At 58.5% G+C, this 13541-nt stretch carries 17 protein-coding genes; 5 read left to right on the top strand and 12 right to left on the bottom strand.

Annotated elements, in window-relative coordinates:
• Positions 1 to 98 precede the first annotated feature (98 nt).
• From ACR0C5_RS16780 to hmgA, 3 genes are all read right to left on the bottom strand, one after another.
• Positions 99 to 1049, bottom strand: coding sequence for an MBL fold metallo-hydrolase (locus ACR0C5_RS16780; RefSeq protein ID WP_480878016.1), 951 nt, complete (start codon positions 1047 to 1049; stop codon positions 99 to 101).
• An 87-nt stretch (positions 1050 to 1136) separates the two neighbouring features.
• On the bottom strand, positions 1137 to 2393 hold the full coding sequence (gene fahA / locus ACR0C5_RS16775; RefSeq protein WP_480505529.1) for a fumarylacetoacetase: 1257 nt from the start codon (positions 2391 to 2393) through the stop codon (positions 1137 to 1139).
• A 65-nt stretch (positions 2394 to 2458) separates the two neighbouring features.
• Positions 2459 to 3814 carry a homogentisate 1,2-dioxygenase gene (gene hmgA / locus ACR0C5_RS16770; RefSeq protein ID WP_480878014.1) on the bottom strand — a complete coding sequence of 452 codons (1356 nt, stop codon included), beginning with the start codon at positions 3812 to 3814 and terminating at the stop codon, positions 2459 to 2461.
• Between the two features lie 59 nt (positions 3815 to 3873).
• Here hmgA and ACR0C5_RS16765 point away from each other — a divergent pair, with 59 nt between their 5' ends.
• From ACR0C5_RS16765 to ACR0C5_RS16755, 3 genes are all read left to right on the top strand, one after another.
• Positions 3874 to 4326, top strand: coding sequence for a MarR family winged helix-turn-helix transcriptional regulator (locus ACR0C5_RS16765; RefSeq protein ID WP_170791422.1), 453 nt, complete (start codon positions 3874 to 3876; stop codon positions 4324 to 4326).
• Positions 4327 to 4388: 62 nt separating this feature from the next.
• Positions 4389 to 5624, top strand: a complete 1236-nt coding sequence (locus ACR0C5_RS16760) for an adenylate/guanylate cyclase domain-containing protein (RefSeq protein ID WP_170787151.1) — start codon at positions 4389 to 4391, stop codon at positions 5622 to 5624.
• 306 nt (positions 5625 to 5930) lie between these two features.
• Positions 5931 to 6392 carry a GNAT family N-acetyltransferase gene (locus tag ACR0C5_RS16755; RefSeq protein WP_480878011.1) on the top strand — a complete coding sequence of 154 codons (462 nt, stop codon included), beginning with the start codon at positions 5931 to 5933 and terminating at the stop codon, positions 6390 to 6392.
• A gap of 100 nt (positions 6393 to 6492) precedes the next feature.
• On the opposite strand, the gene ACR0C5_RS16750 is transcribed toward ACR0C5_RS16755, so the two are convergent.
• Positions 6493 to 7302 (bottom strand): division plane positioning ATPase MipZ, encoded by an 810-nt coding sequence (locus ACR0C5_RS16750; RefSeq protein WP_170775140.1) that lies wholly within the window; start codon positions 7300 to 7302, stop codon positions 6493 to 6495.
• A 200-nt stretch (positions 7303 to 7502) separates the two neighbouring features.
• Between ACR0C5_RS16750 and ACR0C5_RS16745 the strand changes: the two genes are divergently transcribed.
• Positions 7503 to 8390, top strand: a complete 888-nt coding sequence (locus tag ACR0C5_RS16745) for an AEC family transporter (protein WP_480505536.1) — start codon at positions 7503 to 7505, stop codon at positions 8388 to 8390.
• Positions 8391 to 8455: 65 nt separating this feature from the next.
• On the opposite strand, the gene rpmE is transcribed toward ACR0C5_RS16745, so the two are convergent.
• Together rpmE and rplS are read right to left on the bottom strand one after the other, a co-directional pair.
• A complete protein-coding gene (gene rpmE, locus ACR0C5_RS16740) occupies positions 8456 to 8677 on the bottom strand; it encodes a 50S ribosomal protein L31 (RefSeq protein WP_170775136.1) in 222 nt (73 codons plus the stop codon).
• 11 nt (positions 8678 to 8688) lie between these two features.
• Positions 8689 to 9072, bottom strand: coding sequence for a 50S ribosomal protein L19 (rplS, locus tag ACR0C5_RS16735; protein WP_170328369.1), 384 nt, complete (start codon positions 9070 to 9072; stop codon positions 8689 to 8691).
• A 367-nt stretch (positions 9073 to 9439) separates the two neighbouring features.
• On the opposite strand from rplS, the gene ACR0C5_RS16730 reads away from it, so the two are divergent.
• Positions 9440 to 10237 (top strand): glycoside hydrolase family 25 protein, encoded by a 798-nt coding sequence (locus ACR0C5_RS16730; RefSeq protein WP_480878008.1) that lies wholly within the window; start codon positions 9440 to 9442, stop codon positions 10235 to 10237.
• On the opposite strand, the gene trmD is transcribed toward ACR0C5_RS16730, so the two are convergent.
• The 6 genes from trmD to rpsP are packed head-to-tail and all read right to left on the bottom strand — an operon-like array spanning position 10234 to position 13527.
• On the bottom strand, positions 10234 to 11031 hold the full coding sequence (gene trmD / locus ACR0C5_RS16725; RefSeq protein ID WP_480878006.1) for a tRNA (guanosine(37)-N1)-methyltransferase TrmD: 798 nt from the start codon (positions 11029 to 11031) through the stop codon (positions 10234 to 10236). The genes ACR0C5_RS16730 and trmD overlap by 4 nt on opposite strands.
• On the bottom strand, positions 11028 to 11843 hold the full coding sequence (locus ACR0C5_RS16720) for a hypothetical protein (protein ID WP_480878004.1): 816 nt from the start codon (positions 11841 to 11843) through the stop codon (positions 11028 to 11030). Before ACR0C5_RS16720 ends, trmD begins: the two co-directional genes overlap by 4 nt.
• Positions 11843 to 12346, bottom strand: a complete 504-nt coding sequence (rimM, locus tag ACR0C5_RS16715; protein ID WP_170775128.1) for a ribosome maturation factor RimM — start codon at positions 12344 to 12346, stop codon at positions 11843 to 11845. The genes ACR0C5_RS16720 and rimM overlap by 1 nt, the downstream gene beginning before the upstream one ends.
• The gene (locus ACR0C5_RS16710; RefSeq protein WP_480878001.1) at positions 12339 to 12485 is read right to left on the bottom strand and encodes a hypothetical protein; all 147 of its coding nucleotides are present in this window, start codon (positions 12483 to 12485) and stop codon (positions 12339 to 12341) included. The genes rimM and ACR0C5_RS16710 overlap by 8 nt, the downstream gene beginning before the upstream one ends.
• Before the next feature lie 4 nt (positions 12486 to 12489).
• On the bottom strand, positions 12490 to 13125 hold the full coding sequence (gene bluB, locus ACR0C5_RS16705; protein ID WP_480877999.1) for a 5,6-dimethylbenzimidazole synthase: 636 nt from the start codon (positions 13123 to 13125) through the stop codon (positions 12490 to 12492).
• 12 nt (positions 13126 to 13137) lie between these two features.
• Positions 13138 to 13527: a 30S ribosomal protein S16 gene (gene rpsP / locus ACR0C5_RS16700; RefSeq protein ID WP_010437590.1), complete on the bottom strand. Its 390-nt coding sequence runs from the start codon at positions 13525 to 13527 to the stop codon at positions 13138 to 13140.
• Positions 13528 to 13541 lie beyond the last annotated feature (14 nt).

The following is a 13541-nucleotide window of genomic DNA, read 5'->3' as shown; positions in this document are numbered from 1 at the left end:
TCCGTGTCTCTGGCGGGACTGGGCCAGAGGGTCTTCCCGAATGGTTCCATCGAAACTCCGGCCGCAAAACGATCTGGATCAAATGCGACGCTATGTCCCTAGGCTTGCAGGGCCTCCCACATCTCCAGATCCCGTTGGGCGGTCCATATGCGCGGCGTGTCAATACCTCGGGCTTCGTCATAGGCGCGGGCGACGTTGAAGGGCAGGCAGTGTTCATAAATCGCGTAATCGGCAAACTTCGGATCACACTCGGCACGCACGGCGTCCCATGCTTCTTTCAGCGATCCTCCACGCGCCGCGACCTTTGCAGCAGGAAGGTAGGTGCTGTCGACGAAATCGCGGGTGTTTTCGATGGCGGCATTGACCATGTTCTTGCCGATCAGAGCGTCACCGCGTCCCGGCGCGATGGCGTCCACGTCGAACCATTTGATCGCATCCAGCGTATCGCCCCAGTCGCCGAAGTGCCCGTCGCCGCAGTAGCAGGCCGAGTGGTATTCGACGATGTCGCCTGTGAACATGACATTCTGATCAGGCACATGGATGACGATATCACCCGCAGTATGGGCGCGGCCCAGATGCATCAGGTCGACCCGGCGGTTGCCCAGATAGACCGTCATCGTATCGCTGAAGGTGGTGGTGGGCCACGTCAGGCCGGGGATGCTTTCATGCCCCTCAAAAAGGCGGGGAAAGCGTTGGAATTCGCTGTCCCAATCCTCTTGTCCGCGTTCCACGACCATAGCGCGGGCCATATCCGACATCAGGATTTGCTGCGCTCCGAAGGCGCTGGCCCCAAGCACGCGCACGGCGTGGTAGTGGGTCAACGCCACATGGGTGATCGGTTTGTCGGTGACCGAGCGGACGCAGTCGATGACCTTCTGCGCCAGACGGGGAGTGGCCTGTGCCTCGATGATCATGACGCTGTCATCGCCGATGATGACGCCGGAATTGGGATCGCCCTCGGCGGTGAAGGCGTAGAGCCCTTCGCCGATTTCCGTGAAGCTGATCTTTTTTTCGGACATGTCCCCTTGGGACGCGAAAGCCTTGGCCATGTTGGGTTCCTTTTTCCGAGCCGTGTGTGGATTGCGGTGTTGCACCGCCTCCGGCGGCCGTATTTTTGACGAGAAGAAGGGCTGGGTTCACCTTTTATAGGGGTCGTCCAATGCGGGCAGCAGGGTGCCGGTGCAATCTCCGAAGCCGATTGTGTAACCGTCGCCTTTGGCGGATCCGGTTAGGGTCAGAGTGTCGCCGTCCTCGATAAAGCTACGGGTCTCGCCAGTGTCGAGGGTCAGGGGTTCCTTACCGCCCCAGCTGAGTTCCAGAAGTGAGCCGCGCTCGGGTTTTGTGGGGCCAGATATCGTGCCCGATCCCAGTAGGTCGCCGGTGTTCATCGGGCAGCCCGAGGTCGTGTGATGGGCCAGTTGTTGGGCTGCAGAATAGTACATCTGGTTGTAATTCGTACGCGCGATCGTAGTGGCGGGCTTGCCAGCGGGGGCCATCGTAACGGACAGGTCGATGTCATAGAGCATGGGTCCACAATCTTTGAGGTGATCCAGCAGCTCATGTTGGCGGGCTGGGGTGTCACAGCGGAATGGCTCCAGCGCGGCTTTGGTCACGATCCAGGGGCTGATCGAAGTGGCCGTGGCCTTGGCCTGGAAGGGACCCAATGGCTGATATTCCCAGGCCTGGATATCGCGGGCGGACCAATCGTTTAGCAGAACATAACCAAAGATGTTGTCGTCCGCCTCCTGCACCGAGATCGGGCCTTCCGACGGTGTGCCCACAATGGCGCCCATCTCAAGCTCAATGTCAAAGCGGCGGCTGGGCAGGAAGGCCGGGCGGTCGTGATCGGGAGACTTCAATTGGCCCCACGGACGACGGATATCCGTGCCCGACACAACAACGGACGAGGCGCGGCCGTTGTAGCCGATGGGAATGTGCAGCCAATTGGGTGGTAGCGCATTTTCGGGCCCGCGGAACATGGTGCCAACATTCTGTGCGTGGTGGCGGCCTGCGTAGAAGTCGGTGTATTCGCTGACTGCGAAAGGCAGGTGCATCTCGGCATCACTTTGAGCCACGAGCAGGGGTTCGACTTGCCCTTGTTCTTCCGATCCGTCGGCCAAAAGACTGTTCAGGCGCGCGCGCAGGGCAGCCCAGACGGCCGGGCCTTGCTCCATCAGTGGGTTCCAAAAGGGCAGGTCAAACAAGGGCTCATCCGTCAGGACGATCAGGCCTTTGGCCTCGGCCGTGGTGATGTCGAGGATCATGTCTCCAATCGCCACTCCGCAGCGCGGTTCACCGTCTTCGGTGGAAAACACACCGTAAGGCAAGTTGTTCAATGGGAACGGATGGTTGGCGGCGTTTGCCGAAGCCACCCAGGAATTCATCAAGGACATTCTTTCTCCAGACCTTTTGTGCAGGTCGAGATTTTTCGTCGAAAAATCTTGGACCCGCGAGGTGTTTATTTTTTGCCGGGTGTTCCGTCGAACTTTTTCTCAAGCGAGGTCCAGCAGTCAATGTAATCATCCTGCAAGGGGGCCTCATTGGCGGCGAATGCCGTTAGGTGCTGCGGAAAACGGGTTTCAAACATGAAGGACATGGTGTTGTCCAACTTGTCCGGGCCGAGGTTGGAATTTGACGCTTTGTCAAACGCTTCGCGGTCCGGCCCGTGGGGCAGCATCATATTGTGCAGGCTCATCCCTCCGGGAACAAATCCCTGTGGCTTGGCGTCATACTGGCCGTAGATATTGCCCATCAGCTCGGACATGATGTTTTTGTGGTACCAGGGCGGGCGGAACGTGTCTTCTGCCACCATCCAGCGTTCGCGGAACAGGACGAAGTCGATATTGGCCGTGCCGGGCTGGCCCGAAGGCGCTGTTAAGACAGTAAAGATCGACGGATCGGGGTGGTCGAACAGGATCGCGCCGACCGGGCAATAGGTGCACAGGTCATATTTGTAAGGCGCGTAGTTGCCATGCCAGGCGACCACATCCAGCGGGCTTTGCCCGATCTTGGTGGTATGAAACTGGCCGCACCACTTTACGGTGACAGTCGAGGGGACCTCGCGGTCTTCGAACGCCGCCACGGGCGCCTTGAAGTCGCGCGGGTTGGCCATGCAGTTCGCGCCGATCGGACCTCGGCCCGGCAGTTCGAATTTCTGCCCGTAGTTCTCACAGACGAAGCCGCGCGCAGGGCCTTCCAGAACCTCGACCCGGTAGACCAGACCGCGTGGGATGATGGCGATCTCTTTGGGTTCAACGTCAATGATCCCAAGCTCGGTGGCAAAGCGTAGACGGCCTTCCTGAGGGACCACCAACAGCTCGGAATCGGCCGAGAAGAAATAGTCATCCACCATGGAGTCCGTCACCAGATAGATATGGCTGGCCATGCCCACCTGCGTATTGACATCCCCCGCCGTGGTCATGGTGCGCATGCCAGTCAGCCAGGTCAGGCCGTCACCGGAATGGGCAACCGAGTCCCAGCGGTATTGACCCAAGCTGATGACATCCGGGTCAACGCAGGGGGCCGATTTCCAATAGGGCAGGTCGATTTTCTCATATCGATGCGAATGCTTGACCGAGGGGCGAATGCGATAGCACCACGTCCGTTCCGGCGGATTGGCGGTGAATGCAGTACCGCTCAGCTGTTCGCCATAGAGGCCATAATTGCAGCGTTGCGGGCTGTTCATCCCTTGCGGCAGCGCGCCGGGCAAAGCTTCTGTTTCAAAGTCGTTTGCCCAGCCAGGCATATAGCCTTCGTGTGTGCCAACAGAGCTGCTGGCCTGGGTCATCTGATGCGGATCAGCCGGACGGTTCATCCCGTACTCCTCCTGTTTTGCTGCTTGTGGGATAATAGTTGATTTTGTAACTAACAAGCATGACAAAGACAGACACCGCAAAAAATGATGCGTTTGATTTGCAGGATTTCCTGCCCTATCTGCTGAACCGCGCAGCCGAGGAAAGCTCGTTGGAATTTCAGCGTGCCTACAAGGACCGCTACGGGATGTTGCGCACGGAATGGCGTGTGCTGTTTCATCTGGGAAACTATGGTGAGATAACCGCGAAAGAGATCGGGGAAAGAGCGCGTATCCACAAGACCAAGATCAGTCGGGCGGTCAGCAAGCTTGAACTCCGCCGATTCCTGACACGCACGCCCAACGAAAGCGACCGCCGGGTCGAGCATCTGAAACTGACCCCAACGGGCAAGGCTGCCTACCGAGAGCTCTGCGGCATAGCCCGGCAATATGATGCCAAACTGGCCGCAATGTTTGATGAGGATGAAGCCGCCCTGCTGCGCAAGATGCTGCAGAAACTGGCCGAGATGAGGTGAACTCTGGTAATTGTCATCCATTGACCCCAGATGACGTTCAGAGCGGACATAGGAAACAAAGAATGACAGCCCCGGAAAAGAACGCGGCGAAATCAACGGATTTGATCAACTGGATTGTTGCCCGCGGCCTTGAAGGCGCGGACAAAGAAGAATTGCTGGACGGGTATTGCACTCGGCTGGTTGAGCTCGGCGTGCCGCTGATGCGGTTTCATGCGGCCCAATCGGCCCTGCACCCGGTCTATGGCGGCACCGGCTATAGCTGGTATCAGGGGCAGGGCGGCGATTATCAGAAATTCAAATACTCGGAAGATGTCAGTGAGGATTGGCAGAACAGCCCATTATACGCGATCCTCAACGAAGACCTCGATTTCGTGCATGAACGGATCGTCGATCAGAACGAACCCAGCCGATATCCTCTGATCAACGACCTGCGCGAGGTCGGTGCGACCGACTATTACGCCACCAGTGTGCCCTTTGACATGCCGACCAACAACATACCACTCGATGCGAAAAAGGCGGTAGATGGGGTCTTGCTGTCCTGGACCAGCAACGCGCCTGACGGGTTTCAGGACAGCGATCTGGACCTGATCAATACGGCCTTGCCGCATCTGGGGTTGGCGTTGAAATCAGCCTCGAACGCGCGGATATCCAAGGACCTGATGCGCGTCTATCTGGGCCGCGATGCAGGCCGTCGTGTGTTGTCGGGCGAGATCCGACGCGGGTCGTTGCAGCAGATCGACGCGGTGATCTGGAACTTCGATCTTGAGGGATTTACCAGCCTGTCCGAAGAGCTGCCCGGCAACGAGATCATCGACATGCTGAACGACTATCTGGCGGTGGCGGTTGGCGTGGTCCATGACAATGACGGGAATATCCTGAAATTCATGGGCGACGGGCTGATGGCCATGTTCGATGTCGGGGATATTGATGAGGACGCAAGGGCCGCGCTGAAGGCCGTTCCGATGCTGCAATCGCGTATTGAAGAGCTGAACGCTGCGCGAAAAGCCGACGGTCTACCCGTGGCGAATTTCACGCTGGCGCTGCATTCGGGGGAAATCCTCTATGGCAATATCGGGTCCGAAAGCCGTTTGGATTTCACCGTCATCGGCCCAGCGGTAAACCAGACCGCGCGGATCGCAGGGATGCACCGGTCATTGGGCCAGCGTATCCTGATCTCGGACGATGTTGCGCAGGCAGCGCAGCCTTGTGGGCAAGACCTGATCTCGGTCGGACGCTACATGCTGCGCGGTGTACCCGAACCGAAAGAGTTGTTTACGGTCTATCGGGCGGGGGGTTAGGTATTGGGGTGCGGCAATACACCTGTCCTTGCTCGTAAGTCGTCGCAGTGATACCCCAGTTGCACGCTCGGCATGCTCGCAGGGCGATGGAGATTTTATGTTTGCGATTGCGGGAAACCGCTGAGTCCTGAACGGAAGGACGACTAGGCCAAATAAAGCCTGTTTATAATTTCTCAGGCTTCCAATGACGTATGGCTCGTGAACAGTCGAAACAACCATAACTGTGAATGACAATGGCACGGGTTCTGCGTCCGCCATATCGATAGCTTTTGCTCGTTTGGCGATACAACGAAAGACGAAGGACCAATGAAAATACGACCAACAATGCGCGACGATGTCGCCGCTTTACAGGAAGTACTTAACGGCACCGAACTTTTCCCAAGTGAGATGCTGCCTGACATGGTGAACAGTTTTCTATCCGATGAAGAAAGCTTTGAAATTTGGCTAACATGCGAAGTGGACGGAAACCCAGTGGGTTTTTGCTACGCAGTTCCAGAAGAGCTTGCAGAAGGGGCATGGAATATGCTCGCCATTGCAGTTTTGCCCACGCAGCAAGGAGGCGGTTTAGGTAGTGCAATCTCAAGGCATCTGGAGACCGAGCTTAAAGAGCGTGGGCAGCGCATCCTAATTGTTGACACGTCAGGCACGGAAGAGTTCAAGCAGACTCGCGAATTCTACCGAAAGAATGGCTACACCGAGGAAGCCCGTATCAGGGATTTTTGGGCGACAGGAGATGACAAAATCGTCTTCTGGAAGTCCTTAAACTGACTTATCAGGCTGCTGGCCTGTCTTCGGACGGGCCAGTTTCTCTCAGTTGCCTTGACGGAAAAATCAGCTTCGTCCCGCATAGCGGACTTGCGACAGCGACCTAAAAGTCGATCTCAACACCCGGCAGGTTCAACTCTTTCATCATGTCGCGCAATTCCTGTCGCGCAGCGATGTTCGAGATGTTGAGTTGTTTGACCCCGATATCCTTTAGGTCCAGCAGGGTCAGGCCACGGGGGAATAGCTCGCGGAAGATCACACGCTCGGAAAATCCCGAAGCGACGCGGAACCCGATGCGCTGCGACAGCATCTCGATCGCGCGCTGCATCTTTTCCTTATTTACCATGCGCTGTGTACCGACACGGTTGCGCACGACGACCCAGTCGATCGGTTTCAACCCGGCCTGCGCGCGCAACTGGCGGGCATTCCAGACCATCTCGGAATAAACCGAAGGACCAAGGATTTTCTCACCCTTGGAATCGATCCGCGCCAGCAGGTCAAAGTCGATGAAACTGTCGTTCAGTGGCGTGACAAGCGTATCGGCCAGCGAATGTGCCACCTGGCTGAGGCGGGTATGCGAGCCGGGGCAGTCGATCAGGATGAAGTCACTATCGCTTTCCAATTCGGCCACCGCGGCCGAGAGGCGATGGTCATAGATATTCTCGCCGGGCTTCAGCTTGCTTGCGTCAATCTCGGGCAGGTCGTGGTGGCGCGGGGTCGGCAGGGTCAGGTCCGAATTCTTCAAGAAGTTGGCCCGGTTTTCGAAATACCGCCCCAGACTGCGCTGCCGCAGGTCTAGATCTAGCGTGCTGACCTTGTGACCCAGCCGGGCCAATGCAGTGGCCACATGCATCGAGACGGTCGATTTGCCTGCGCCGCCCTTCTCGTTCCCCACTACGATAATATGTGCCATGCCTGTATTCCCAAGTCCCGCCGTGTTTGACCACAGTTTGTTGCGTGCCACTATATGTTGTGGAGCGAAGGAAGGGAAGGACCCGAAACGCCATTCTAGGGCGCTGTTGCGAAAACTCAGACCCTGGGCCGAGGGGGCGGTTGCCAAAAGCGGTCCTCTATTTCACTCTTGCTTGAAGAGCTACGCTGGAAGGGCGTGAATTGGAGCAACTTTTCCTGAATGTCCTGAACGTGGTCCTGCCGGTTCTGATCTGCGCCGGGATCGGGTACGTGTTGGCGCTGACAAAAGCACCCTTTGACAATAAGGTCATCGGAGGGGTGGTTTCGCGCGTTGGGTATCCGACCCTGATCATCTCGCATCTTTCGACGACCCAGATCGCGGTTGGCACCTTTCTGGACGTCATGGCCGCCGCAGCGTTGGCGATTGCGGCGTTTGGCATGTTGGGCTTTGTCGCGCTGAAGGCGATGCGCCTGCCGGTTCGGGCGTTCTTGACGCCATTGATGCATGGGAATGTAGGCAATATCGGCCTGCCGATTACTCTGCTGGCGTTGGGCGATGCCGGGATGGCCTATACGATGGGTTTTGTGGTCGTCGTTTTGATCAGCGTTTTTACCCTTGGAATGTGGATCCCGGCCGGAGAGTTCTCGGCCAGAAAGCTTCTCACCTCTCCGGTTATTTATGCTGTCGTCATCTCACTGATCCTGATGACGACCGGGTACAGCCTGCCGCAACCCGTGGCCAAGTCCTTTGACATCCTCGGTGGGCTGTCGATCCCGCTGATGCTGCTGACGCTGGGCCATACGCTAGCCAGCCTAAGGGTGCAAAGTCTGGGGCGTGCGGTGAGCCTGACCGCATTGCATCTGGGTATGGCGTTTGCCATCTCAACGAGCCTCGTCTGGGTCTTTGGGTTTACGGGGGCCGAGCGTGGCGCGGTGATCCTGTGCTGCCTGATGCCGTCCTCGGTGGCGACCTATTTGTTTGTCGACCAGCATCTGCCGGAATACGGCCCTGACGTGGCTGGTTTCATTCTTGTCTCGACCCTGGCAACCATTCTGGTTCTGCCTGTGGCGCTATCCTATTGGATCTGATTGCGCCAGCCCAAAGAAAAAGGCCGCCCCAAGAGACGGCCTTTCGGATCTGATCCGGGTCAGGCTTAGAAGCCCAGACCTTCGTATTTCTTCTTGAACTTCGACACGCGGCCGCCGGCGTCCATCAGGCGCGCGCCGCCACCGGTCCATGCGGGGTGCACGGAGGGGTCGATCTCCAGGGCCAACTGGTCGCCTTCGCTGCCCCAGGTGGATTTCATCTGAATCACGGTGCCATCGGTCAGTTTGACGTCGATGAAGTGGTAGTCGGGATGGATGTCTTTTTTCATCTTTCCGCTCCTTACGCCTCGGCGCCTGCCTTGGGCTTGTAGTTGGTGACTTCGGCGATACGCGCGGATTTACCACGGCGCGAGCGCAGATAGTACAGTTTGGCGCGACGGACGCGGCCACGGCGGACAACGGTGATGCTGTCGATGTTGGTCGAATGCAGCGGGAACACACGCTCCACGCCTTCGCCGAACGAGATTTTGCGGACGGTGAACGAACCGGCGATGCCGCTGCCACCTTTGCGCGCGATGCAGACACCTTCGTAGTTCTGCACACGGGTACGCGACCCTTCGGTCACTTTAAAGCCGACACGGATGGTGTCACCGGCTTTGAAATCGGGGATGTCTTTCCCCAGGGCGGCAATCTGTTCCGCCTCAAGCTGTGCGATCAGGTCCATCGCATTCACTCCTATCTGCTCGTGGTTGGTCCACGAAGTTTGGGCACGGGCTGAGAGCTCTTGGTCTTCACCGGGTCCTGCATGCAGCCCGCCAGAGGTCAGATCGAATGTTCCTTAGTCCAGTTTGTTCCGCCGCGCCGTGGCCGAAGAAAGCCGGGCGTCACGACATGGACCAAACCAAAACACCGGAGTCGCATGACGCGGCACCGGATTGCGGTCGTTTAAGGGCATTATGTGCAGGGATCAAGCCCAAAATGCTGTGAAACGGTGGGATTCCGCCGCCTCAAAACAGCATCGTTGCTTTGATCCGTCGATCAGGCATTCTGAGGGTAATTACAAGAGCAGTCATTTCAAACAGGAACAGAACATGCGCATTGCATTGATGCTTGCTGTAGCGGCTTTTGCCATCCTGTCCTGCGGTCGCAGCAGCCCGCCGCCGCAACAGGTTGAGGCCAACGCGTTTCTGGACACGACCTCACCTTCGGTGATCTTCCCGGCTTTTGGCGATGCTGATCCGCACCCGTGGGAGGGGCGTCATCCTGGCCACTATCCGGTGCACGGTCTGGACGTGTCGCGTTGGCAAGGGCCGATTGACTGGCACAAGGCCAAGGCTTCGGGGGTTAGCTTTGTCTTCATCAAGGCGACTGAGGGTGGTGATGTAGCTGATCCGATGTTTGCAAGCCACAGCAGCGGGGCGAAAGCCGCCGGGGTGCCTTGGGGGGCTTATCACTACTACTATTTCTGTCGTCCTGCGCGCGAACAAGCCCGTTGGTTCATCCAGAATGTCCCTAAAGGATCGGACCTGCCGCATGTTCTGGATATGGAGTGGACGCCGCATTCCAAGACCTGCACCCTACGCCCCGATGGCGCGACTGTCCGGGCCGAGGCAAGGCGGTTTCTGGATATTCTCGAACGTCACTACGGGCGGCGTCCGATTGTCTACACCACCGTGGATTTCTACGGCGACACCGACATAGGGCGCCTTCCCAAGACAGAGTTCTGGCTGAGGTCAGTGGCAGGCCACCCCCGCAACGTCTACCCCAAGGCGGTTTGGCGGTTCTGGCAATATACCGGCACTGGTTTGGTGCCCGGCGTGCAGGGACCCGTGGACATCAACACCTTCAACGGCCCACCCGAGATTTGGGCGCGGTGGAAGAACGGCTAGTCTTTGTCTTTGGTGTAAGCATCCCACAAGTCGGGGCGGCGTTCTTGTGTGATCTGCTCGGACATCTCATGCCGCCAGTTGGCAATACGGCCGTGATGGCCCGACATCAGAATGTCCGGGATCGGACGGCCCTTCCATTCGGCGGGGCGTGTGTATTGCGGGTGTTCCAGCAGACCTGAGGAAAAGCTCTCCTCCTCAGCCGAAGCCTGATTGCCCAATACGCCGGGGATCAGCCGCACAGTCGCGTCGATCAGAGCCTGCGCGGCAATCTCGCCGCCGGTCATAACGAAATCGCCCAAGGAGACCTCTTGCACGCCGTAATGCTCCAACACCCGCTCATCGACGCCTTCGAACCGGCCACACAGCAGGGTCATACCGTCACAGCGCGCCAGATTCTGCATCATGCGCTGATTCATCCGGCGGCCACGCGGGCTGAGGTAGATCAGCGGCCAGTTACCCCGCACCCCCGCCATCGTGTGTTCAATCGCCTCGCCCAGTACATCGGCGCGCAGCACCATGCCCGCGCCGCCACCGGCAGGCGTGTCGTCCACATTGCGGTGCTTTCCGACGCCGAATTGGCGCAGATCGACGGTTTCCAACTGCCAGAGGCCCTCTTGCAGTGACTTACCCGTCAGGCTCTCGCCCAACACACCGGGAAAAGCTGAAGGGAACAGAGTGATGATCTTAGCCTTCCACACTCCGTGCAGGTCGGGCGTTGGGGTCAGCAACTCACGCGGTTTCAGGGTCGGGCGGATCGCCTTGCGCCCATGAGATTTCGACGGTTTTTCGGTCATGTCGCACCCATCAGCGCCTGCTGCGCCCGTTCAACTACGGCGGCCTTTTGCGCGACCAAGGCGGCTTCGTCCAGACGTGATCTGTTCAGGTTCAGCAATTCCGCCAAAACGTTCTCGGGCAACCGAGTGTTAGATTTGGAGGGCGGAACCAGCCGTTGCGCCTTGTCATAGGGTAAGTCCAGATACTCGGCAAAGGGCGCACCCGGCCCGAATTGACGCAATTGCAGTTCCTCCAGCCATTCCGTGGTCACGGTGACCGAGGGCAGTTTCTCACGGATCTGGTCAACGGTCTCTTGCAACGAGGGCAAATGGTCGATGCTGTCGCGGAACGTGTCGAAATCTTGCACCTGTCGCATCCGCTGCAAATCATGGGCCCACAGGCTGCGCAGCCAACTGCCCCGTTGGCGCAAAGACAGGTAAAGCGTGATCTCGACCTCCTGCCCTGAAAACCTCTGGTGGATCGAATCTACCAGACAGGCGGCCAGATCGGGAGCCGCCGCGTAGCCCTGTTCCAGATTGCGACTGGGGCGGAGACCCGCGAAGTTTTCCTCGCTGAGGATCAAGCCGCGCTTTTCTCCAAAATCCAGCGTATCGAGGAAGTCGCGCATCTGGCGACCGAATTCGGACAAAGTGCCAACGGTGCCATAAACGGAATGGTTAGTTGCTGCCCGCGACAATCCCGAATTGCGCGTGCGATAAGGCAGAACCAGCGCGAAATGCGGCCAGATCAATTCGCGGTTGTCGTAGAGGAAGGATTGCGCCGCAGTGGTGCCGGTCTTGTGCAGGCCCAAATGCAGCAGGGCGCGGCGCATCAGATCAGCCCTTCGGGCGGGTCGGCGATGATGCGGCCTTGGTCCAGATCGACCGTGGGGACGGCCTCAAGCGTGAAGGGCAGCAGAACGGTGGCCTTCAGCCCCGGCCCGTGCAGTTCCAGCAGGTCGGCAGCGCCGTGGTTTTGCACAGACTTCACACGGCCCAGCAGGGTGCCGCCTGTGTCATAGACCTCAAGCCCGATCAGGTCAGTATGATAGAACTCATCATCGGGTAACGAGGGCAGTTGATCGCGCCGCGCAAACAGTCGCAGACCTTTCAGTGCATCGGCCTGTTCTTTGGTTTCAACTCCGCCCAAACGCGCCGCAAAGCCGTTCTTGATCGACCGGGTCAGGATCAGTGGATAGCGTTCTCCACCGGCCTCATCAGTCAGGGGAGAATAGGCTTCGATATCCTCGGGGATGGCGCAATAGCTTTTCAGCCGCACCTCACCGCGCACGCCATATGATCCCGCAATGCTGCCGACGCAGATCAGATCACTCATTTGCCCCATCCGTCACACAAAGTCCGTTATCCCATTGCCCGATGCCTTCGCAGGCTTCGCGCTGGTTTGAGCGTTCGAAGAACACGCCGACAATAAAGGCGATCATCAGCAGGATGGGAAGGCGTAATAACCCGAACATGCGCCTATCGCACCTCAATGGGCAGGCTGTCGTCGCGGCATTCCCAGCCGACCTGTTCCAGTTCAGGCGTGTCCGATTGCGTTTCTGGCAGGCCAACGCAGAAATAACCGATCAGGCGCCAATCCTCGGGCACGTCCAGATCGCGCGCCATCTGGTCGGGGTCCAGAATGGACACCCAGCCCAGCCCCAGACCCTCGGCCCGCAAGGCCAGCCAGAACAGGGTGATGGCCGAGACCACGGAATAGCGCCGCATCTCGGGCATCGTGCCTGCGCCCAGACCTTGCCCCTTGTCGGTGGTGTCGTCGCAGAACACGGCCAGTTGCACCGGGGCCTCTTGGATCCCCGACAGTTTCAGGCGGCTGTAGAGCTGCGCCTTTTCGCCGGAATACCCGTCTAATGCCTGCGCATTGGCGGTTTGAAAATTTCGCAGCGCCGCGTCGCGCGCGGGCTGGCTTTTGACGCGGATCACGCGCCAGGGTTCGCTGAGCCCCACCGAAGGGGCCAGCCGAAACGCGTCGAGGCAGCGCGTCAGCACTGCCTCGTCAATCGCGTCGGTGCGAAACCGACGCACATCGCGCCGGAGTCGCAGCAACAGGTCAAACTGCGCGCGAAAATCGTCGGTGAAAGTCTGATCCCGCACGCGCTTTCCTGCTTATTCTTCTGCAGCCGCTTCTTCAGCCGGAGCAGCAGCAGCTTCTGCCGCCTCAGCAGCCTTGGCCGCTTTCTCTTCGGCGCGTTCCTGGGCTTTCTTGCCCGGAGTACCCTTGTTGGGGTTGTTGCGCTCGGCCTTGTCGCGGGCGCCAGCGGCTTCCAGCATACGTGCGATCCGGTCGGTGGGCTGAGCACCCTGATCCAGCCAGTACTGGATGCGTTCCATGTTCATTTTCACGCGCTCTTCGCTGTCTTTGGGCAGCAGCGGGTTGTAGGTGCCCAGTTTCTCGATGAAACGGCCATCGCGAGGCATACGGCTGTCAGCCGCAACGATGCGATAGAACGGACGTTTTTTCGAGCCGCCGCGGGCGAGACGAATTTTCATTGCCATGGTGGTATCTCCTT

Source organism: Ruegeria sp. N8 (assembly GCF_056531325.1).
This window is presented reverse-complemented; position numbering and strand designations above follow the sequence as displayed.

What these genes read in the sequence shown, in the direction of transcription:
- ACR0C5_RS16780 (WP_480878016.1), bottom strand. Translation starts at nt 1,049, where the DNA reads ATGGCCAAGGCTTTCGCGTCCCAAGGGGACATGTCCGAAAAAAAGATC.
- fahA (WP_480505529.1), bottom strand. Translation starts at nt 2,393, where the DNA reads ATGTCCTTGATGAATTCCTGGGTGGCTTCGGCAAACGCCGCCAACCAT.
- hmgA (WP_480878014.1), bottom strand. Translation starts at nt 3,814, where the DNA reads ATGAACCGTCCGGCTGATCCGCATCAGATGACCCAGGCCAGCAGCTCT.
- ACR0C5_RS16765 (WP_170791422.1), top strand. Translation starts at nt 3,874, where the DNA reads ATGACAAAGACAGACACCGCAAAAAATGATGCGTTTGATTTGCAGGAT.
- ACR0C5_RS16760 (WP_170787151.1), top strand. Translation starts at nt 4,389, where the DNA reads ATGACAGCCCCGGAAAAGAACGCGGCGAAATCAACGGATTTGATCAAC.
- ACR0C5_RS16755 (WP_480878011.1), top strand. Translation starts at nt 5,931, where the DNA reads ATGAAAATACGACCAACAATGCGCGACGATGTCGCCGCTTTACAGGAA.
- ACR0C5_RS16750 (WP_170775140.1), bottom strand. Translation starts at nt 7,302, where the DNA reads ATGGCACATATTATCGTAGTGGGGAACGAGAAGGGCGGCGCAGGCAAA.
- rpmE (WP_170775136.1), bottom strand. Translation starts at nt 8,677, where the DNA reads ATGAAAAAAGACATCCATCCCGACTACCACTTCATCGACGTCAAACTG.
- rplS (WP_170328369.1), bottom strand. Translation starts at nt 9,072, where the DNA reads ATGGACCTGATCGCACAGCTTGAGGCGGAACAGATTGCCGCCCTGGGG.
- ACR0C5_RS16730 (WP_480878008.1), top strand. Translation starts at nt 9,440, where the DNA reads ATGCGCATTGCATTGATGCTTGCTGTAGCGGCTTTTGCCATCCTGTCC.
- trmD (WP_480878006.1), bottom strand. Translation starts at nt 11,031, where the DNA reads ATGACCGAAAAACCGTCGAAATCTCATGGGCGCAAGGCGATCCGCCCG.
- ACR0C5_RS16720 (WP_480878004.1), bottom strand. Translation starts at nt 11,843, where the DNA reads ATGCGCCGCGCCCTGCTGCATTTGGGCCTGCACAAGACCGGCACCACT.
- rimM (WP_170775128.1), bottom strand. Translation starts at nt 12,346, where the DNA reads ATGAGTGATCTGATCTGCGTCGGCAGCATTGCGGGATCATATGGCGTG.
- ACR0C5_RS16710 (WP_480878001.1), bottom strand. Translation starts at nt 12,485, where the DNA reads ATGTTCGGGTTATTACGCCTTCCCATCCTGCTGATGATCGCCTTTATT.
- rpsP (WP_010437590.1), bottom strand. Translation starts at nt 13,527, where the DNA reads ATGGCAATGAAAATTCGTCTCGCCCGCGGCGGCTCGAAAAAACGTCCG.